This is a genomic window from Saccharothrix sp. (assembly GCF_031180885.1).
Classification (GTDB): Bacteria; Actinomycetota; Actinomycetes; order Mycobacteriales; family Pseudonocardiaceae; genus Actinosynnema.
This window is the reverse complement of record NZ_JAPSLK010000054.1, coordinates 14,379-34,127: the sequence shown is the minus strand read 5'-3', so window position 1 is coordinate 34,127 and position 19,749 is coordinate 14,379. Positions and strand designations below refer to the sequence as shown.

The 19,749-nt window shown below is 71.1% G+C and carries 17 protein-coding genes, 2 tRNA genes and 1 other RNA gene; 13 read left to right on the top strand and 7 right to left on the bottom strand.

Annotated features, from left to right (window positions below; translation table 11 throughout):
• Nucleotides 1-12: 12 nt before the first annotated feature.
• Nucleotides 13-1,380: a zinc-dependent metalloprotease gene (locus RIN75_RS35795; RefSeq protein WP_309116523.1), complete on the bottom strand. Its 1,368-nt coding sequence runs from the start codon at nt 1,378-1,380 to the stop codon at nt 13-15.
• 83 nt (nt 1,381-1,463) lie between these two features.
• Between RIN75_RS35795 and RIN75_RS35790 the strand changes: the two genes are divergently transcribed.
• Nucleotides 1,464-2,549, top strand: coding sequence for a PDZ domain-containing protein (locus RIN75_RS35790; protein WP_309116522.1), 1,086 nt, complete (start codon nt 1,464-1,466; stop codon nt 2,547-2,549).
• Nucleotide 2,550: 1 nt separating this feature from the next.
• On the opposite strand, the gene RIN75_RS35785 is transcribed toward RIN75_RS35790, so the two are convergent.
• Complete coding sequence (locus tag RIN75_RS35785) at nt 2,551-3,093, bottom strand: PPA1309 family protein (RefSeq protein WP_309116521.1); 543 nt, start codon at nt 3,091-3,093, stop codon at nt 2,551-2,553.
• Between the two features lie 106 nt (nt 3,094-3,199).
• Here RIN75_RS35785 and RIN75_RS35780 point away from each other — a divergent pair, with 106 nt between their 5' ends.
• The 3 genes from RIN75_RS35780 (at nt 3,200) to RIN75_RS35770 (ending at nt 6,559) form a co-directional block, all read left to right on the top strand.
• On the top strand, nt 3,200-6,187 hold the full coding sequence (locus RIN75_RS35780) for a UPF0182 family protein (RefSeq protein ID WP_309116520.1): 2,988 nt from the start codon (nt 3,200-3,202) through the stop codon (nt 6,185-6,187).
• An 81-nt stretch (nt 6,188-6,268) separates the two neighbouring features.
• Nucleotides 6,269-6,345 (top strand) — tRNA-Met (locus RIN75_RS35775).
• A gap of 140 nt (nt 6,346-6,485) precedes the next feature.
• Nucleotides 6,486-6,559, top strand: a tRNA-Met gene (locus RIN75_RS35770).
• Nucleotides 6,560-6,621: 62 nt separating this feature from the next.
• Here RIN75_RS35770 and RIN75_RS35765 read toward each other — a convergent pair.
• Nucleotides 6,622-6,816, bottom strand: coding sequence for a hypothetical protein (locus RIN75_RS35765; RefSeq protein ID WP_309116519.1), 195 nt, complete (start codon nt 6,814-6,816; stop codon nt 6,622-6,624).
• 380 nt (nt 6,817-7,196) lie between these two features.
• Here RIN75_RS35765 and RIN75_RS35760 point away from each other — a divergent pair, with 380 nt between their 5' ends.
• From RIN75_RS35760 to RIN75_RS35735, 6 genes are all read left to right on the top strand, one after another.
• Nucleotides 7,197-7,697 (top strand): helix-turn-helix transcriptional regulator, encoded by a 501-nt coding sequence (locus tag RIN75_RS35760; protein ID WP_309116518.1) that lies wholly within the window; start codon nt 7,197-7,199, stop codon nt 7,695-7,697.
• Between the two features lie 65 nt (nt 7,698-7,762).
• The gene (gene prfB / locus RIN75_RS35755) at nt 7,763-8,866 is read left to right on the top strand and encodes a peptide chain release factor 2 (RefSeq protein ID WP_309116517.1); all 1,104 of its coding nucleotides are present in this window, start codon (nt 7,763-7,765) and stop codon (nt 8,864-8,866) included.
• A gap of 107 nt (nt 8,867-8,973) precedes the next feature.
• Nucleotides 8,974-9,663: a cell division ATP-binding protein FtsE gene (gene ftsE / locus RIN75_RS35750; protein WP_121222658.1), complete on the top strand. Its 690-nt coding sequence runs from the start codon at nt 8,974-8,976 to the stop codon at nt 9,661-9,663.
• 36 nt (nt 9,664-9,699) lie between these two features.
• Nucleotides 9,700-10,599, top strand: coding sequence for a permease-like cell division protein FtsX (gene ftsX / locus RIN75_RS35745; RefSeq protein ID WP_309116516.1), 900 nt, complete (start codon nt 9,700-9,702; stop codon nt 10,597-10,599).
• 30 nt (nt 10,600-10,629) lie between these two features.
• Entirely contained in the window at nt 10,630-11,106 is a 477-nt protein-coding gene (gene smpB, locus RIN75_RS35740; protein WP_309116515.1) for an SsrA-binding protein SmpB, read from the top strand.
• 11 nt (nt 11,107-11,117) lie between these two features.
• Entirely contained in the window at nt 11,118-11,957 is an 840-nt protein-coding gene (locus tag RIN75_RS35735) for an amidohydrolase family protein (protein WP_309116514.1), read from the top strand.
• Here RIN75_RS35735 and RIN75_RS35730 read toward each other — a convergent pair.
• Together RIN75_RS35730 and RIN75_RS35725 are read right to left on the bottom strand one after the other, a co-directional pair.
• Nucleotides 11,954-12,601 carry a response regulator transcription factor gene (locus RIN75_RS35730; protein ID WP_309116513.1) on the bottom strand — a complete coding sequence of 216 codons (648 nt, stop codon included), beginning with the start codon at nt 12,599-12,601 and terminating at the stop codon, nt 11,954-11,956. The genes RIN75_RS35735 and RIN75_RS35730 overlap by 4 nt on opposite strands.
• Nucleotides 12,589-13,836, bottom strand: coding sequence for a sensor histidine kinase (locus tag RIN75_RS35725; RefSeq protein WP_309116512.1), 1,248 nt, complete (start codon nt 13,834-13,836; stop codon nt 12,589-12,591). Before RIN75_RS35725 ends, RIN75_RS35730 begins: the two co-directional genes overlap by 13 nt.
• A gap of 170 nt (nt 13,837-14,006) precedes the next feature.
• Between RIN75_RS35725 and ssrA the strand changes: the two genes are divergently transcribed.
• Nucleotides 14,007-14,381, top strand: a transfer-messenger RNA (tmRNA) gene (gene ssrA, locus RIN75_RS35720).
• Nucleotides 14,382-14,944: 563 nt separating this feature from the next.
• On the opposite strand, the gene RIN75_RS35715 is transcribed toward ssrA, so the two are convergent.
• Nucleotides 14,945-15,307: a hypothetical protein gene (locus RIN75_RS35715; RefSeq protein ID WP_309116511.1), complete on the bottom strand. Its 363-nt coding sequence runs from the start codon at nt 15,305-15,307 to the stop codon at nt 14,945-14,947.
• Nucleotides 15,308-15,400: 93 nt separating this feature from the next.
• Nucleotides 15,401-17,734, bottom strand: coding sequence for an ATP-dependent helicase HrpB (hrpB, locus tag RIN75_RS35710; protein ID WP_309116510.1), 2,334 nt, complete (start codon nt 17,732-17,734; stop codon nt 15,401-15,403).
• Nucleotides 17,735-17,761: 27 nt separating this feature from the next.
• Between hrpB and RIN75_RS35705 the strand changes: the two genes are divergently transcribed.
• Together RIN75_RS35705 and RIN75_RS35700 are read left to right on the top strand one after the other, a co-directional pair.
• Nucleotides 17,762-18,856 carry a glycosyltransferase gene (locus tag RIN75_RS35705; protein WP_309116509.1) on the top strand — a complete coding sequence of 365 codons (1,095 nt, stop codon included), beginning with the start codon at nt 17,762-17,764 and terminating at the stop codon, nt 18,854-18,856.
• Between the two features lie 24 nt (nt 18,857-18,880).
• Nucleotides 18,881-19,693: a GNAT family N-acetyltransferase gene (locus RIN75_RS35700; RefSeq protein ID WP_309116508.1), complete on the top strand. Its 813-nt coding sequence runs from the start codon at nt 18,881-18,883 to the stop codon at nt 19,691-19,693.
• Nucleotides 19,694-19,749: the final 56 nt, after the last annotated feature.

Below are 19,749 nucleotides of genomic sequence, written 5' to 3'. Positions count from 1 at the left end.
GATCGGGGGAGGTCAGTCCTCGCTCTTGCCGGACTCCGGACCGTCGGCTTCCGGACCGTCGGCTTCCCGGGCGTCGGAGGAGGGGGCGTCGGAGGAGGGGGCGTCCTTGTCGCGCAGGGTGCGCTCCAGCTCCGCGATCGGGTCCTCCAGCGCCTTGCGGGTCTGGCCGAACCGCTCCACGAACTCCATCGGGTCGTCCAGGTCCTCGGCGGTGGGCACCAGGTCCGGGTGCTCCCACACGCTGTCCCGCTGCTCGACCCCCTGCTGGTCGCCCAGCAGCTTCCACAGCGCCGCCGCCGACCGGTGCCGCCGGGGCCGCAGCTCCAGCCCGACCAGGGTGGCGAACGTCTGCTCCGCCGGACCGCCCGAGGCGCGCCGCCGCCGCAGCGTCTCCCGCAGCGCCTCCGCGCCCGGCAGCCGCTCGGTGACCGCTTCCGCCACCACCACGTCCACCCAGCCCTCCACCAGCGCCAGCAGCGTCTCCAGGCGGGTCAGCGCGGCCTTCTGCTCGGGGGTGGTCTGCGGTTCGAGGACGCCGGACTTCATGGCCTCCTCGATCGAGGCCGGGTTCGCCGGGTCCACCTGGCCCGCGAGCTGCTCCAGCGCCGACGTGTCGACCGTGATGCCCTGCGCGAACTCCTCCACCGTGTCCAGCAGCCGCTGCCGCAGCCACGGCACGTGGCTGAACAGCCGCTGGTGGGCGGCCTCGCGCGCGGCCAGGAACACCAGCACCTCGCTGGCCGGCCGCTCCAGGCCCTCGGTGAACCTCTCGATGTTCGCGGGCAGCAGCGCCGCGGTCCCCTCCGGACCCAGCGGCAGGCCCACCTCGGTGGAGGTCAGCACCTCCGACCCCAGCTGCGCCAGCGCGCCGCCCAACTGCGACCCGAACGCCATGCCGCCCATCTGCCCCAGCATCGACAGCAGCGGACCGGCGGCTTCCTTGGCCTCCGCGGGCATGGCCTCGACCCACGCGCCGGACATCCGCCGCGCCACCGGGTCGCACAGCCGCTGCCACGTCGGCAGGGTGCGCTCCACCCAGTCGCGGGCGCTCCAGCCCTCGGCTCTGGTGGTGCCCGCGGGCAGCGCCGTGACCGGGTCGAGCCACATCTCCGCGAGGTGGACCGCGTCGGCCACCGCGCCGCTCTGGTCCGGGGCGAACCCCATGCCGCCCTTGCCCGCCAACTGCTGCAAGGCGATCTGCTTCGCCAGGTCGTAGTTGACCGGACCGGACGACGTGCCCGCATTGCTGAACATCGCGCCGAGCTGGCTCAGCATCGCGCCGAGCTGGGAGAAGTCGAACGGGTCGCCGCCCGGCTCCTCGGGCTTCCGGCCGCGGTCGTCGGGGTCCTGCGGGCTGAACCCGAAGGGCACGTCACTCATGCCACCACGGTACGCGGGATCGCAGGGGGTGCGCGGGACCGGTTCGCCCGCGGCGTGAGGGGGTGGTGCGTACCCTGTCGGGCGTGAGCGAAGGCACCGACACCGTCGTGGAACAGCCGACCCCTCCGCCCGCCCCGCCCCGGCGCGGCCTGACCAGGCGGACGTGGACGCTGGTGATCAGCCTGGCGGTGGTGCTCGGCCTGGGCCTGCTCGGCGGGTTCGCGCGGGTGCCGTACGTGGCGCTCGGGCCCGGCCCGACCTACGACACGCTCAGCCAGGTCAACGGCGCGGACGTGGTGCACATCGAGCGCCAGCAGACCTTCCCGACCAACGGCACGCTCACCATGACCACGGTGTCGCTCACCGACGACGTGTCGCTGTTCGGCGCGCTGGGCCTGTGGGTCAGCGGCCGGTACGCGCTCGCGCCGCGCGAGGAGTTCTTCCGGCCCGGCGAGTCCGAGCAGGAGGTCCGCGACCAGAACGTGAAGGCGTTCCAGGACTCGCAGACCAGCGCCGAGGTCGCCGCGCTGCGCTACCTCCAGTACCCGATGAAGGTCGTCGCCGCCGAGGTCACCAAGGGCAGCGCCGCGGACAACGTGATCCAGCCGAACGACCGCCTGCTCGTGGTCAACGGCAAGGAGGTCACCCAGTACGAGGACGTGCGGACCGCCCTGGAGAGCACCAAGCCCGGCGACCAGGTCGACATCACGTTCCAGCGCGAGTCCGCCCGCCAGACCGCCCGGGTCACGCTCGGCAAGCAGGAGGACCGGCAGAACGGGTTCCTCGGCGTGCTCCCGGTGGACCGCGCGGACGTGGACTTCGACATCAAGATCAGCCTGTCCGACGTGGGCGGCCCGTCCGCGGGCCTGCTGTTCGCGCTGTCCATCGTCGACAAGCTCACCCCGGGCGAGCTGAACGGCGGCCAGTCCGTCGCGGGCACCGGCGAGATCGACGACAAGGGCAACGTCGGCCGGATCGGCGGCATCGGCTTCAAGATGGTCGCCGCGCACGAGGCCGGCGCGAAGACCTTCCTGGTGCCGGCCGGCAACTGCGACGAGGCCAAGCAGCACGCGCCCGAGGGCATGAAGCTGGTCAAGGTGGAGAAGCTCGCCGACGCCGTCTCCTCGCTGGAGGCGATCAACGCCGGCCGCGACTTCCCCACCTGCTAGCTCACGGCTTCAGCGTCTCCAGCAGGGCGTGGGTGAGGTTGGGCGCCAGCTCCGGGTGCTCCACGACCTCCTCGGGGACCTCCACGCTGCCGCGCAGCCGCAGCACGCACGCCGCCGACCCGTCCCGCAGCACGGCCGCCACCAGGCGCGCCTCCCGCCGCTGGGGGTGCTCGGCCGCGAACCGGCGGGCCGCCGCGTCGTCCAGGTCCTCCTCCGACAGCGCCGCCTCGGCCTCCGGCGGCAGCACGACGATCTCCTGGGCCAGCGCGCAGCCGCGCACGACGTCCGGCCACACGATGCCCGCCAGCGCCCGGTCCAGCTCGTCGGAGGGCAGCGCGTCCTGCGCGATCGGGGTCAGCGGCGAGGTCAGCGGGTCGAGCTGACCGGCCAGCTCCGGCTGCTGCGCGAGCAGCTCGGCGGTCGGGACCAGGGCGAACAGCTGCGGCGCCTGGTTCCACCCGGCGGCGGACACGAACTCCTCGACCTCGCGGGCCACGGCGGGCAGCGCGACGGTCGGCTTCTCACTGGCTGGCACGCCCGCCATGGTCGCATCCACCCGAATCGACCGACCGAACGGGGAACCCTGGGCGGCCTCCGTACAGTTGGACAGAACGTACGAAAGCCATTACCGCGATCCAGGAGCGTGCCCAGTGGCCACTCGGCCCCCGGTCGGACTGCCCAGGCTGTCCCGTCGAAGCCGGATTCTGCTCATCGTCGGTGCGGTGGTCCTGGTCGGTCTGATCACCGGCTCCAGGTTGCTCGGCACCTACGTCAACTGGCTGTGGTTCGGCGAGGTCGGCTTCCGCAGCGTCTACGGAACCGTGCTGGCGACCCGCTTCGGGTTGTTCTTCGCGGTCGGGGCGCTGGTCGGCGGGCTCGTCGCGCTCAACCTGATCCTCGCCTACCGGACCCGCCCGGTGTTCGTGCCGGTGTCCGGGCCCGACGACCCGGTGGCCCGCTACCGCGCGGTCGTGACGCGGCGGATGCGGCTGTTCGCCATCGGCCTGCCGGTGCTGGTGGGCCTGATCGCGGGCGCCTCGGCGCAGGGCGACTGGCAGCACTTCCAGCTGTTCCTCAACTCGGTGCCGTTCGGCGCGGAGGACCCCGAGTTCCAGCACGACATCAGCTTCTACGCCTTCCAGCTGCCGTTCTACACGTGGCTGCTGTCGTGGCTGTTCATCGCCACGGCGGTGTCGTTCGTGGGCGCGGTGGTGGCGCACTACCTGTTCGGCGGCATCCGGCTCGCGGGCCGCGGCGGCCAGCTCTCCGGCCCGGCGCGCACCCACCTGTCCATCGTGGCCGGCGTGTTCGTGCTGCTCAAGGCGGTGGCGTACTTCTTCGACCGGTACCAGCTGCTGTTCAGCGACCGCAACGACAAGTTCATCGGCGCCACCTACACCGACCTGAACGCGGTGCTGCCGGCCAAGCTGATCCTGCTGTGCATCGCCGTGTTCTGCGCCCTGGCGTTCTTCGCCGGCGCGGTCCTGCGCAACCTCCAGCTCCCGGCGATCGCGACGGTGCTGCTGGTGCTGTCGAGCATCCTGGTCGGCGCGGCGTGGCCCGCGGTGCTGGAGCAGTTCTCGGTGCGGCCCAACGCCATCGAGAAGGAAGCCGAATCGATCAGCCGGAACATCACGGCGACCAAGGAGGCGTTCGGGCTCACCGACGACAAGGTGGAGACCAAGCCCTACGAGGGTAAGCAGAACGTCTCGCTGGACGAGCTGAAGAACGACCAGGCGACGCTGGGCAACATCCGCCTGCTCGACCCGGCCGTGATCTCCAAGACCTTCACCCAGTTCCAGCAGCTGCGCCCGTTCTACGCGTTCCCGGAGAAGCTCGACGTCGACCGGTACAAAGTGGACGGCCAGCTCCAGGACTACATCGTGGCCGTGCGCGAACTCCAGACCTCCGGCATCCCCGAGGGCCAGCGCGACTGGATCAACCAGCACCTGATCTACACGCACGGCAACGGCATGGTGTTCGCCGAGGCCAGCAAGATCAACTCGCCGGCCGACCAGGGCGGCAACGGCGGCTACCCGGTGTTCGAGGTGGCCGAGGTGGACCCGGACGGCAAGGTCAAGCCGGGCCCGTTCGGCGTGCAGCAGCCGCGCACGTACTTCGGTGAGCTGGGCAGCGCGGCCGACTACGCCATCGTCGGCGGCCGCGGCGAGGGCTCGCCGGGCGAGTACGACACCGACCGCGCCTCGTACACCTACGACGGCAAGGGCGGCGTCCGGATCGGCGGCATCTTCAACAAGCTGGTCTTCGCCGCCGCCTACGGCGAGCGCAACATCCTGTTCAACTCGGCCATCGGCGACGACTCGCGGATCATCTTCAACCGCCACCCGCGCGACCGCGTCGAGGCCGTGGCGCCGTGGCTGACCGTGGACGCCGACCCGTACCCGGCGGTGGTGGACGGCCGCATCACGTGGATCGTCGACGGCTACACCACGCTGGAGAACTACCCGTACGCGCGCCGCACGTCCCTGGCGGCGGCCACGAACGACTCGCTGCCCGGCAGCATCCAGCAGCCGAACAAGCAGGTCAGCTACATCCGCAACTCGGTCAAGGCCACCGTCGACGCCTACGACGGCACGGTGACCCTGTACCAGATGGACGACAAGGACCCGGTGCTCAAGGCGTGGATGGGCGTCTTCCCGGGCACGGTGAAGCCGGGCAGCGAGATGTCCCAGTCGCTGCGCGAGCACCTGCGCTACCCCGAGGACCTGTTCAAGGTGCAGCGCGACACGCTGGCCCGCTACCACGTCGACGCGCCGCGCGACTTCTACTCGGGCGTGTCGTTCTGGGGCGTGCCGTCCGACCCGACCGTGGACAACGCGACGACGGTCGAGCAGCAGCAGCAGGGCAGCCAGCAGCAGCGCGACCAGCAGCCGCCGTTCTACGTGTTGGCCGGGGACCCGACCGGTGACCCGAACAAGGTGAGCTTCCAGCTCACCAGCGCCCTGGTCAGGCAGAACCGCGAGTTCATGGCCTCGTACGTCAGCGTCCGGTCCGACCCGGAGAACTACGGGAAGATGAGCGTGCTGACGCTCAACAACGAGGCCAAGGGTCCCCAGCAGATCCAGACCCAGTTCCTCACCTCGGGCGAGGTGTCCGGTGAGCTGAACCTGCTGACCCAGCGCCAGACGAAGGTGGTCTACGGCAACCTGCTGACCCTGCCGGTCGGCGGCGGCCTGCTCTACGTGGAGCCCATCTACATCGAGCGGGCCAGCCAGAACACCCAGTACCCGCAGTTGTTCAAGGTGCTGGTGAGCTTCGGCGACAAGGTGGGCTACGCGCCGACGCTGAAGGAGGCGCTGGAGAAGGTCCTGACGGGCTCGGCGGCGCAGCTGCCCGACCAGCCGGGCACCCAGCCGCCGGGCACGACCCCGCCGACGACCACCACCACGCCGCCCACCAACGGCAACGGGCAGTCGTCGGAGCTCCAGCAGGCGGTGCGCGACATCCAGAGCGCCCTGGCGGCCATCAAGGCCGCGCAGAGCAGCGGCGACTTCGCCGCCCTGGGCAACGCGTACAAGGCCCTGGACGACGCGACCAAGCGGTTCGAGGCGGCCAGCGCGGCGGCCGGCCAGCCGCCGGCGTCGTCCGTCCAGCCCTCGCCGACGCCGACCGGCTGAGCGGATCGGGTGGCCTCGGACACTTCCGGGGCCACCCGATTTGCATCCCGGGTAAACCCCGCGTAGAGTTCGTATTACCGACGCGGGGTGGAGCAGCTCGGTAGCTCGCTGGGCTCATAACCCAGAGGTCGCAGGTTCAAATCCTGTCCCCGCTACCAAAGCGCAGGCCCCCTCTTCCGGCGAAAGCCGAAGGAGGGGGCCTTTCGCATCGGTGCGAGGTTCGCCACCAGCGTGGACGGCGAAAAGCGACCCCCGGAAAAACGGGTTCGCGCGGTGGTGTAGAGTGGGTTTTACCCAACGCGGGGTGGAGCAGCTCGGTAGCTCGCTGGGCTCATAACCCAGAGGTCGCAGGTTCAAATCCTGTCCCCGCTACTAAAACGCAGGCCCCCTCTTCCGGCGAAAGCCGGGGGAGGGGGCCTGCGCCTTGCGTGCGGTCAGCTCATGTTCTCCGCCCAGTACTGCGCGCAGACCAGCGAGCAGACGCGGCCCTCGCCGCTCACCGTCCGGTGCCGCCGGATCTGCTTGCCGCAGACCATGCACTCGTCCTTGCCCGCCTGCTCCGGGATCGATCCGCTGGCCCAGGCGCGGGCGCTCTTGACGACCTTCGCTTCCATCCACTTGATGCCCACCGATACCTCCCAGGGACGATGCCTACGTGGAGTGATGATCCCAGCACTGGACGTATCCGCCAGGGCAGAGGCGCGACATCACCGGGTCGTGCTAAGCCCCCGGGGTCGAACCAAGACCAACTTCAGCGCCCAGTCACGTTCGCGTTGCCGTTCGGGTGAACGCAATAGTGCGGTTTCCCTTGCCGCACAACCACTTTCCACGCCGGCTGGACACGGTCGGTCAAGCGGCCGAAAGCGTGGCGCTTGATCAGGGCGCCGTCACGCACCGGAGCTTCTCGTTGCTCCGCATGGCCCAACCCCACTAGCCCGTGATCAGCCACTGTGGACAGAACGGCTGACCATTGTGGACAGCCGCACTCGAAAGTGGCACCGTTGACGATGTGTCGGACCTGAACGCGACTGCCGCCGCCCTGCTGGGGCTGCTGCACGACGGACCCAAGACCGGTGGCCAGCTCGTGGCTGAGGCCGGAGAGCGCTTCGGCGCGTTCTTCAGCGTCACCCGGAGCCAGGTCTACCGCGAGCTGCCCGCACTTGCCGACGCCGGTCTGCTGCGCCTCGGCAAGCAGGGCCCGCGCTCCAGTCAGCAGTACGTGCTGACCGCAGCGGGCAAGAAGGCCTTCAAGAACTGGCTGCTGTCCGAGCCCGGCCCGGACCACCTGCGCAGCCCGCTCATCCTGCGGCTGGTGCACGCGGGCTCGCTGACCGCCAAGCAGCGCCAGGCGCTGGTCGACGCGGCCCGCGCGAGCTACGGCGCCGCCCAGGAGGCCGCCAAGACCGCGGTGAAGACCGCCGAGGACGCCTACGCGAAGGCGGTCGCCGAATTCGGCCTCGCCCACGCCAAGGCCGTCCTCAAGCTGCTCGACGCCATCCCGACGGGCTGAACCCCGTCAGTCCCGGCGGGCCGACCGGTCGCACTCCGCGACCGGTCCTGGCGTAATCTTCTGCCGTGAACCCGGACGTCGAAGCAGACATCAAGGACCTCTCCGCCACGCTCGCGAGCATCGAGGCGGTGATGGACCTCGACTCGCTGCGCGCCCAGGTCGCGGAGCTGGAGCAGCAGGCGGCCCGCCCGGACCTGTGGGACGACCAGGAGAAGGCGCAGCGCGTCACCAGCCAGCTGTCCCACAAGCAGGGCGAGCTGCGCCGGGTCACCGGCCTGCGGGACCGCCTCGACGACCTCGGCGTGCTCTACGAGCTGGCCGAGGACGAGGGCGACGCGGGCAGCCTGGCCGAGGCCGACACCGAGCGCGCCAAGCTGCGCGAGGAGATCTCCTCCCTGGAGGTCCGGACCCTGCTGTCCGGCGAGTACGACGAGCGCAACGCCCTGGTCACGATCCGTGCCGAGGCGGGCGGCGTGGACGCGGCGGACTTCGCCGAGATGCTGCTGCGCATGTACTCCCGGTGGGCGGAGCGCCACGGCTACGCGGTCGACGTGTTCGACACCTCCTACGCCGAGGAGGCGGGCATCAAGTCCGCCACCTTCCGCGTCACCGCGCCCTACGCCTACGGCACGCTCAGTGTCGAGCAGGGCACGCACCGTCTCGTGCGCATCTCGCCGTTCGACAACCAGGGCCGCCGGCAGACGTCGTTCGCGGGCGTCGAGGTGGTGCCCGTGGTCGAGCAGTCCGACCACGTCGACATCGACGAGAAGGATTTGCGGGTCGACGTCTACCGCTCGTCCGGCCCCGGCGGCCAGGGCGTCAACACCACCGACTCGGCGGTGCGCATCACGCACATCCCGACCGGCATCGTCGTGTCCTGCCAGAACGAGCGCAGCCAGCTGCAGAACAAGGCCACCGCGATGGCCGTCCTGCAGGCCAAGCTGCTCGAGCGCCAGCGGCAGGAGGAGCAGGCCAAGATGGACGCCCTCAAGGACACCGGGTCGAGCTGGGGCAACCAGATGCGCTCCTACGTGCTGCACCCGTACCAGATGGTCAAGGACCTGCGCACCGAGCACGAGGTGGGCAACCCGTCGGCCGTGCTCGACGGCGAGATCGACGACTTCCTGGAGGCGGGTATCCGCTGGCGCAAGCAGCAGCAGACGGCCTGAGGGGAACTCGTTCGTGATCGGTTCGTGATCGGTCAAGTCCTCCGCCTCGCCCTGCTACGAAGGGCGAGACGGAGGCTTTACCCAGGCCACGGGTAGACTCCCCCGTCGTGATTCGCCTCGAACACGTGTCCAAGGTCTACAAGACCTCCACGCGCCCCGCGCTCGACAACGTCTCCGTCGAGGTCGACAAGGGTGAGTTCGTGTTCCTGATCGGACCTTCGGGGTCCGGCAAATCCACGTTCCTGCGCCTGCTGCTCCGCGAGGAAGTGCCGAGCAAGGGCCGCGTGTACGTGTCGAACTTCGACGTGGCCAAGATGTCCCGGCGCAGGGTCCCCCGCCTGCGCCAGTCGATCGGCTGCGTGTTCCAGGACTTCCGGCTGTTGACCAACAAGACCGTGGCGGAGAACGTCGCGTTCGCGCTGGAGGTCATCGGCAAGCCGCGCAACACCATCGTCAAGGTGGTGCCCGAGGTGCTCCAGCTGGTCGGCCTGGACGGCAAGGCCGACCGGATGCCGCACGAGCTGTCCGGCGGTGAGCAGCAGCGGGTCGCGATCGCGCGGGCGTTCGTCAACCGGCCGCTGGTGCTGCTGGCCGACGAGCCCACCGGGAACCTGGACCCGGACACGAGCCAGGACATCATGCTGCTGCTGGAGCGGATCAACCGCACCGGCACGACGGTGCTGATGGCCACCCACGACCACTCCATCGTCGACTCCATGCGCCGCCGCGTGGTCGAGCTGGACCACGGCCGCATCATCCGCGACGACGCGCGGGGTGTTTACGGCGTGGGCCGCTAACCCCTACCCCCCGACCCCGAGGATCGTAACCCCCCGATGCGTACCAGCTTCGTTTTCAGCGAGGTCGTCACCGGTCTGCGCCGGAACGTCACGATGACCATCGCGATGATCCTGACGACCGCGATCTCGCTGTCCATGCTCGGCCTCGGGCTGCTCATCGTCCGCATGGTCGACAAGATCCAGGACAACTACCAGAGCAAACTCGAAGTCTCGGTGCTGCTCACCAACGACATCAGCGCGAACGACAAGGACTGCGCGCAACAGCCGTGCGCGGGCCTGCGCAGCGCGTTGGAGACCACGTCCGGGGTGGAGACGGTCGTCTACGAGAACCGCGAGAAGGGCTACGAGCGGTTCAAGCAGATCTTCGAGGCGCAGCCGGAGCTGGTGAAGCTCGCCCGGCCGGAGGCGATCCCGGCCACGTTCCGGGTCAAGCTGGAGGACCCGGAACGGGCGGACGTCATCGTGCAGGCGTTCACCGGGAAGGCGGGCGTGAAGTCGGTCAACGACCAGGGCGAGTTCCTGGGCCGGCTGGTCGACCTGTTCAACGGCATCCGCAACTTCGTGCTCAGCTTCGCGCTGGTCCAAGCCCTGGCGGCGCTGTTGCTGATCTCCAACACGATCCAGGTGTCGGCGTTCACCAGACGCACGGAGGTCGGCATCATGCGCCTGGTCGGCGCGACCCGGTGGTACACGCAGCTGCCGTTCCTCATCGAGGCGGTCGTGGCGGGCATCATCGGCGCGATCGTCGGCCTGGGCCTGCTCGCCGGCCTGGTGGTGGGGGTGACGAGGATGTCCGGCGACCTGTTCACCTCGCAGATCTTCCCGCCGCTGGGGTTGCTCGACGTGGTGATCGTGTCACCGGTCCTGCTCGGCGTCGCGATCCTCATCTCGGCGCTGACCGGCTACGTCACCCTGCGGTTGTACGTGCGCATTTAATGCCTGGCGCGGTCACGTAGAGTTTCCGGCATGGTCAAGGAACGCGGTCAGAAGGTGATCGCGTCGAACCGCAAGGCTCGGCACGACTACACCATCCTCGACACCTACGAAGCCGGTGTCGTGCTCGTCGGCACCGAGGTGAAGAGCCTGCGCATGGGCCGGGCGTCCCTTGTGGACGCCTTCGCCCAGGTCGACGACGGCGAGATCTGGCTGCACGCGCTGCACATCCCGGAGTACGTCGCCGGCACCTGGACCAACCACGAGGTCCGCCGCAAGCGCAAGCTCCTGCTGCACCGCAAGGAGATCGAGCGGCTGATCGGCAAGACCAAGGAGAGCGGCCTGTCGCTCATCCCGCTGCAGATGTACTTCAAGGACGGCTACGTCAAGGTCGAACTGGCGCTCGCGCGCGGCAAGAAGGCCTACGACAAGCGCCAGGACGTGGCCAAGCGCGACGCGCAGCGCGAGATCCAGAAGGCGCACGGCCGGGCCCTGAAGGGCCGCTATTGAGCCTCGCCGACGTGGATCTGGTCGACGTGCACGTGCATTTCATGCCCGCGCGCGTGCTCGACAAGGTCTGGGCGTACTTCGACGCGGCGGCCGAGCACTACGGCGTGGCGTGGCCGATCCACTACCGGCGGCCCGAGCCGGAGCGCCTGGCCGCTCTGCGTTCGTTCGGCGTGGTCGGTTTCGCGCCGTTGGTGTACGCGCACAAGCCGGGCATGGCGGAGTGGCTGACGGAGTGGGCGCTGGACTTCGGCGCTTCGGTGCCGGAGGCGGTGCCCACCGCGACGCTGTTCCCCGAGCCCGGGGTGGAGCGGTACCTGGGGCAGGCCGTCTCGCGCGGGGCGCGGATCGTGAAGGCGCACGTGCAGGTCGGCGCGTACGACCCGCGTGACGAGTTGTTGGACAAGGCTTGGGGGCTGCTGGCCGAGGCCGGGGTTCCGGTGGTGGTGCACTGTGGACACGGGCCGATCCCCGGCTCGCACACCGGGCTGGACGTGTTCGAAGAGGTCCTGAAGCGACACCCGGCGCTGGTGGCCGTGCTGGCGCACGCCGGGATGCCGGACTACCTGGGTGCGCTGGACCTCGTGCAGCGGTACGAGGGCGTGCACCTGGACACCACGATGGTGGGCGTGCCGTTCACGGAGGCGCAGGCGGCGCTGCCCCGGGACTGGGCGTCGCGGCTGGTGGACGTGTCGGACCGGGTGGTGCTGGGGTCGGACTTCCCGAACATCCCCTACGAGTACGGGGTGCAGCTCGCGGCCATCGAGTCGTGGGCGGCGGCGGACGACCGGCTCGGTGAGCCCTTCCTGCGGGCCGTGCTGCACGACAACCCGGCCCGCCTGCTGGGGCTCTAACCGGTGATGTCCAGGTAGGCCAGGACCGCTCGCACGCGCCGGTGCTCCGAGGTGCCGGGCTCCAGGCCGAGCTTGGCGAAGATGTTGCCCACGTGCTTCTCCACCGCGCCGTCCGACACGACCAGCGACTTCGCGATGGCCGTGTTCGACAGGCCCTGGGCCATCAAGCCCAGTACTTCGCGTTCGCGCTGGGTGAGGGAATCCACCGGCTTGCGGCGGCTGCGGACCATGAGCTGGGTGATGACCTCGTGGTCGATGCTGGTGCCGCCCTCGGCGACCCGGCGCACCGCCGCCACGAACTCCGAGACGTCGGACACCCGCTCCTTGAGCAGGTACCCGACGCCGCTCGCGCCCCCGGCCAGCAGTTCGACCGCGTAGCGCTCCTCCACGTACTGCGACAGCACGAGCACCGGCAGGTTCGGCACCCGCCTGCGGGCCTCGATCGCGGCGCGCAGGCCCTCGTCGGTGAACGTCGGCGGCATCCGCACGTCGACCAGCGCCAGGTCCGGCCGGTGCTGCTCGACGGCGGCCAGCAGGGCCTCGCCGTCCTCCACCGCCGCCACGGTCTCGATGCCCTCGTCCGCCAGCAGGCGCTCCACGCCCGACCTGAGCAGCACCGAGTCCTCGGCGATCACCACGCGCACGGCAGCTCCGTCCGTATCACGGTCGGCCCCCCGACGGGGCTGACCACCACGATCACGCCGTCAATGGTCGCAGCACGGTCCGCCAGGCCCGCGAGCCCACCGCCGGGGCGGACCTCCGCGCCGCCGTGGCCGTTGTCGGTGATCTCCACCACCACGGAGTTGTCGGTGCGGGTGACCCGCACGCGGGCCTGCGTGGCGCCGGAGTGCTTGGCGATGTTGGTCAGGGCTTCGGCGACGGTGAAGTACGCCGTGCTCTCCACCGCCGTCGGCGGGCGCGGGTCGACGTCCACGGAGACCTCGACCGGGATCGGGCACTTGGCGGCCAGCGACGACAGGGCCGCGTCCAGGCCCCGGTCGCCCAGGACCGACGGGTAGATGCCGCGGGCCAGGTCGCGCAGTTCGGAGATGGCGAGCTTGGCGTCCGCGTGCGCCTCGGCGATCAGCTCGGCCGCGGCCCGCGGGTCGGTCTCGATCTTGTTGCGCGCCCGGCCCAGGCCCATGGCCACCGCCACCAGCCGCTGCTGCGCGCCGTCGTGCAGGTCGCGTTCGATGCGCCGGCGCTCGGCCTCGGCCGCCTCGACACCGCGGGCCCGGCTGGCCGACAGGTGGTCCGCCTTGGCCTCCAGCACGCGGGTGCGCGACGGTCCGAGCAGGCCCTGCGCCATCGCCGCGTGCGCCCGGCCCAGGCCCTTGACCAGCGGCATCACGATGATGGCCAGGCCGATGCCGATCGCGGTGACCACGACCGCCTCCGGCACGGAGTCGAGCAGCCACACCGAGTCACCGATGGTGACCTCGAAGGTCGCGGGCAGGAAGTTGAAGTAGACCGGGAAGAACACCAGGCTCAGCACGGCCGGCCACAGCGCCACGACCAGCGCGAACTCGATGATCCCCAGCGGCAGCATGACCAGCCAGTAGGCGAAGTCGCGCCAGGTCGCCGGGTCGGTGATGATGCCCTTCGCCCGCTGGTAGGCGTTGCCCTCCGGCAGCGGGCGGTACGGCTGGGGGATGTCGACGCCCAGCACGACCCGCAGCCAGGCCCGTTCGGCGGTCGCCGCGGCCCGCGCCAGCACCAGCGTCAGCGCCAGCAGCGGGAACCCGACCCACACCACCAGCGTGCCGACGCTCACCGCGAGCAGCGGCACCAGCAGGCAGAACCAGAAGAGCCCCGTGACCAGGTTCAGCAGGAAGTACCCGCTGATCCGTGCGATGTCGGGGTTGGCCCGCTCCGTCATGTCCCTCGTCCCCACCTTCACGCCCCTGATGTGCCCGACCAGCATCACCCGTGCGTGTGGCGCGGACCATCGGGTCGGCCGGCGTTCGGGGGGTGGGGACAGCCCTACCCGGGGTATTGGAATGAACCGGTGGGTCGCGGGCGTTATGATGAGCGACGACCTTACGACCAGGGGGTGAACGGTTTCGACTTTGTGCGTTGATCCAAGGGAAGCGTGCCGGTGCAGGCGAGAGACCACCGCAAGCGTCATCGCAAACCAATAAGCGCCGAGTCTAACGACCAGCGCGCGTTCGCCCTCGCCGCCTGAGGCCAGGAGCGACGCTGTCGGCCCGGAGGTGCCTCCGCTCCGGTCGCCGGCATCAGCTAGGAGGCTTCACCTCCACTCCCGGTCACGGGGAGCGGTAGGGACACCAAACAGTGACTGGGCCCGTCACGACGACTTGTCCGCGTGATCGTCGGGGTCGAGCAGAGGCGTAGCGGACTGCGCACGGAGAAGCCTTGTTGAGACGGCAGAGGACCCGGGTTCGATTCCCGGCACCTCCACTGGAACCGACGGCGGACGTCCCACCCGGGGCGTCCGCCGTTTTTCGTGTGACCGCACCAAGTCTCCACCGGACCTCCACCAGGTCCGATGTGGTCGTGCCTACCGTCGCCGCGGTGAAGAACGTTCGGGGCCGGCTGCGCCCGGTTCACGTCGCACTGGCCGGGACCGCGGTCGCCGTGGCGTTGCTGCTGTTCCCGATCTCGTTCCTCGGGCCGGGCAGCCATGAGATGACCCACTGCGGCAACCCCCTCTGGTTCGACGCGCGGGGCCACGACTCGATGCTGGGCGAGCGCCACTACTGGCAGGTCTTCCGCGACCGCTGCACGACCGGTCGGGTCGACCGCCTTGGCCAGGTGGCGGGCGTGCTGGTGCTGACGGGGGTGTTCGTCACCATCGCGGCGACGGCCGCAAAACCGGTCGCGACAACTTCGTGCAGCCCGCGCAGTTCCTCGACCACCGGGTCCCATCGGACGGCGACCCTCCGGCCCCGTGCAACGCCAGCACCTTCATGCGTTCAACCTCGCTCTCACCGATTCCGTGGTGACGCCGCCGTCGGCGTCCCGCGTCAACTTCCCGCGCCGGACGAGGTCGTGGACGCGCTGCTTGGTGACGCCCGACATCGCGCCCGCGACGGAGTAGGAGACCGCCGCGCGGCCGGGTGGCCGATCCGCTTGGCGACGGCCCGGCCCAGCGGGGTGCGCCACCACTCGGCGGGCGGGTCGAACGGGCCGTCGTTCGGGTGGAGCGCGCCGACCAGGCGGGCGGGCGCGTGCACCGCCGCCTGGTGGTCGTCGCCTTCGATGATCTCGGCCATCCGCCGGGCCAGGGCGTCGACCCGGTCGGGCAGGTCGGCGGCGTCGCCGAAGAGGATTTCGACGGGGTCGAGCAGACGGGTGCGGATGACCGTGGCGATCTGGTCCGCGAGCACGGCACACCTCCTTGACGGACGTCGTCAATTACTTGACGGATCGCGTCAAGTGGACAGGCGGGCGTCGACCGGTCAGCGGTGGGCGTCAAGTGGTCAGCGGCGGGCTGGGATGGCGGTGAAGGGGTCCTCCGGCCAGCGGTGCTTGGGGTAGCGGCCGCGCAGTTCCGCGCGGACCTGCGGGTATCCGGTGCGCCAGAACGACGCCAGGTCGCCGGTCACCGCCGTGGGGCGGCCCGCCGGGGACAGCAGGTGCAGCACGACCGGCGCCCGGCCGTCCGCGAGGCGCGGGGTGTCGGTCCAGCCGAACACCTCCTGCACCTTCACCGGCAGCACCGGCTCCGGGCCCGAGTAGTCCACGCGGATCTTGGACCCGGACGGGACCTCCAGCCGGTCCGGCGCCAACTCGTCGAACCTCGCCGCCGCAGGCCACGGCAGCAGCGCCCGCACCGCGTGCTCGGCGTCGACCTTCGCCAGGTCCGCGCGGCGGCGGGCGGTGCCCGGGTCCAGCACGGCGAGCACGGCCTCGTCGGTCGGGTCGGGCCACGGGTCACCCAGGACGCGGTGCAGGAAGGCGATCCGCTCACGGGTCCGGGTCGCGTCGGCGGACCAGCGCAGCAGGCCCAGTCCCTCGGTCCGCAAGCCTTCGAGGAGTGCCGCCCGGGTCGCTTCCGGGTCGTTCAAAGGCTTGCCGGACAACGTGATCGCGCCCAACTTGAGCACGCGGTTGGCGACGACGTCACCGTCCCAGCGGACGTCGTCCTCTTCGGTCAGCAGGGTCGGCGCGGCTCGGCGGGCCAGTTCCTCGGTGGCCCGTGCGGCGAGCCGGATGCGGCCGTGGCTGCGCCCCGGTTCCCGGTCCGCGACCGCGACCGCTAGCCACTCGGCACCGCTGAGTGGGCCTTCGGGCAGCTCCGCCGCGGTTCCGCCCGCCATCAGGTAGACCGGCGAACCGGGAGAACGCCTGCGTGCCAACCGCTCCGGGTACGCGAGCGCGACCACGAGGGCGATCGCCTCCTGCCGATCGTGTGCCGGTCGGTGGTCGGGCTGCGCACCGTCGACCTGGGCGGCCAGGCGGCGGGCTTCGCGCGGGTCGGCGTCGCGGGTGGACAGTTCGACGCCCGCGGCGGTGCGGTCGTTGTCGAGGACGGCCACCACCTCGGCTGCGGTGCGGGAGCCGACCAGGGCCGCACCGTCGAGCAGGGCGCGGGCCAGGCGGGGGTGCAGGCCCAGGTCCGCCATCCGCCGACCCCGCTCGGTGATCCGGTCGTGGTCGAGGGCTCCCAGCGCGCGCAGGACCGCGCGGCCGGCGTCCAAGGCGCCCGGCGGCGGTGCGTCCCACCAGGCCAGGCCCTCGCCGGTGGGCACGCCCCAGCACGCCAGTTCCAGCGCCAACCGGGTCAGGTCGGCGGTGCGGATCTCCGGCTCCGGGTAGCGGGGCAGCGTGCTGTGCTCGTGCTCCGGCCAGCACCGGTACACCCGGCCCGGCGCTTCCCGACCCGCCCGACCCGCGCGCTGGTCGGCCACGGCGGCGCTCACCCGCACGGTCGCCAGACCCGACAAGCCCCGCCGGTGGTCCACCCGAGGAACCCGGGAGAGTCCCGAGTCGACCACCGCCCGCACGCCGGGCACGGTCAGGCTCGACTCCGCGATCGCCGTCGCCAGCACCACCCGCCGCCGGTCACCGCGCCGCAGCGCCGCGTCCTGCACGGCCGACCCGAGCCGGCCGTGCAGCGGCACCACGTCCACACCGTCCAACAACGCCGTGCAGCGCCGGATCTCCGCCACCCCGGGCAGGAACGCCAGCACATCACCATCTACTTCGGACAGTGCTCGGCGGACCGCCCGCGCCACGCACGCCTCGACCCGCTCACCCCGCAGCGGCGGCACGTGCGCCGTCTCCACCGGGTGCGTCGCGGCCGTCACGCGGATCACGGGCGCGTCCCCGAGCAGCCCGGCCAACCGGTCCGCCGCCACCGTCGCCGACGTCGCGAGCAGCTTCAGGTCCGGCCGCAGCCCGGCCCGCGCGTCCAGCAGCAGCGCCAGCAGCAGGTCCGCGTCCAGGTGCCGCTCGTGGCACTCGTCCAGCAGCACGGTGTCCACGCCCGCCAGCTCCGGGTCGTGCTGCAACCGCCGCACCAGCAACCCGGAGGTCACCACCTCGATCCGGGTGTCCCGGGACGTCTTCCGATCGCCGCGCACCGAGTACCCCACGGTCCGGCCGACGGGTTCGCCCAGCAGGCTCGCCATCCGCGCGGCGGCGGCGCGGGCGGCGATGCGGCGGGGTTCGGCGACGACCACCCGTCCTCCGAGAGCCAATGGCACCAGGGTGGTCTTGCCGGTGCCCGGTGGCGCGACCAGCACCGTGGTGCCGTGCGCGTCCAGGGTGCGCACCAGCTCGTCCAAAACCCCGGCGATCGGCAGCTCCACGGTGAGCCAGTGTGCCAATGTGGACCCATGGGGAAATGGGGTGTCCTCGGCGCGGCGGTGACCCTGGCCCGCGCGGCGTGGACGATCAGGACGTGGCGGCTGGTGCGCGAGTTGCCCCGCGAGGCCGTCGACGGCGGTTCGGTCACCGTGGTCGTGCCCGCGCGCGACGAGGCGGCGACCATCGACCGGTGCGTCACCGGCCTGCGCAAGCAGGACTACGGCGACCTGCGGATCGTGGTCGTGGACGACGCCTCGACCGACGGCACCGCGGACATCGTGGCCCGTCACGCGGAGGACGACCCCCGCGTCGAGCTGGTGCGCAGCGACGGTCCGCCGTCGGGGTGGGCGGGCAAGGTGCACGCGCTGCACGTGGGCACCGCCGACGTCCGCTCCGACTGGCTGCTGTTCGTCGACGCCGACACCGAGGCCACGCCGGACCTCGTCGGCCGGCTGATCGCGGCGGCGCGGGAGCACGACGTGGACCTGGTGTCCACCGCCGGCCGGTCCACGACCTCGAACGCGGGCTGGTGGCTGCTGCTCCCACCGGTCAACACGGTGCTGTTCGAAGGCACGTCGGTGGACGGCAGCCGCGGCAAGGCGCTGGCCATCGGGCACTGCATCCTGGTCCGGCGCGAGGCGTGCGAGCGGGCCGGCGGGTGGCGGGCGATCGCCGGGTCGCGCAGCGACGACATCGACTTCGCCACGCTCGTGCGAGACACGGGCGGGCGGACCCGGTACGTGGACGGCGCGGGCGCGCTGCACACGTCCGGCCTGGCCACGTTCGGCACCACCTACCGGTCGATGCGCAAGAGCCTCGCCGCGGGCATGTCCGAGCAGGGGCCGGCGACCGCGTTCCTGGCGTTGGGCGCGATCGGTCTGGCGCACATCGCGTACGGGGCGGTGCCGATCGTGACGACCTTGCGCGGGTCGAAGCCGGGCGCCGTGGCGTGGCTGGCGCAGGCGCTGGCGCACTGGACGTACTTCCGGCGGGTCGACCAGCCCCGGGCGGCGGCGGCGATCGCGCCGGTGGCGTCGATCGCGTTCGGGGTGTTGGCGCTGGACACGGCCTGGCGGTCGCTGCGCGGCGGCGCGACGTGGAAGGGCCGTGACATACGGGACTGAGCCGCGCGTGCCAGGCTGGAGACCGTGGTCGACCCGCTGAGAGATCCCGACGACCCCGAACTGCTCGACCCGTACCGCGCCCGCGAGCTGGCCGGTCTGGTGGAGGCGGCGCGGCTGGCGTCCGGCGCGGTCCGGTACGGCCGGATCGGTCGGGTGGGCTGCGCGCAGGTCGTGGTCAACCCGGACAACCCGCTGCCGCTGGGCAACCACGCGTGCGCGCTGGACGGGTCGTCCGCCGAGGTCGCCGGGACGTTGATGCGCTTGGAGCAAACGTTTGCGGACGTGGGTCGGGCGGAGGCGGTGGTGTACGCGTCGCCGACCACGGTCGCCGAGATCGAGGGCATCGCGGACGACGCCGGCTGGTACGCGGTCGAGGAGGCGCTGGCGGTCGTGCACCGCGGGCCGGCGGAGTTCGCGCCTCCCGTGCGGCGGGCGGTCGACGCCGACCTCGACGGCATGGCCGCGTTGCTCGCCGATGACCTGGGCGCGGAACCCGTGCGGCTGGCCCGGCACCTTGCCCAGCGGCAGGACGACCCGCGGTGCGTGTTCCTCGCGGTGGACGACGGCGACCGGCTGGCCGGGTTCGCGAGCGGGTTCGCCGACCGCGGGGTGGGGCTGGTGGAGCACGTCGTGGTGCGGCCCGCGCGGCGGCGGCGCGGGGTCGGGTCGGCGCTGGTCAGCGCTTGTGTGGCGGTTTTGCGCGATCTAGGGGCGTTGCTGGTCGCCGCGCACGTGGCGGAGGGCGGTGCGGGGGAGCGGTTCGCGGAGGCGTGCGGGTTCGGAAGTGGTTATCCCGTAACCGCTTATGCACGCAGGGTCGACGAGTTGTTGGATTGAGTATTTGTTTGACCCTTCGCATATCCTTAGCACAGCTAACGGAGATCGGGAGGGTG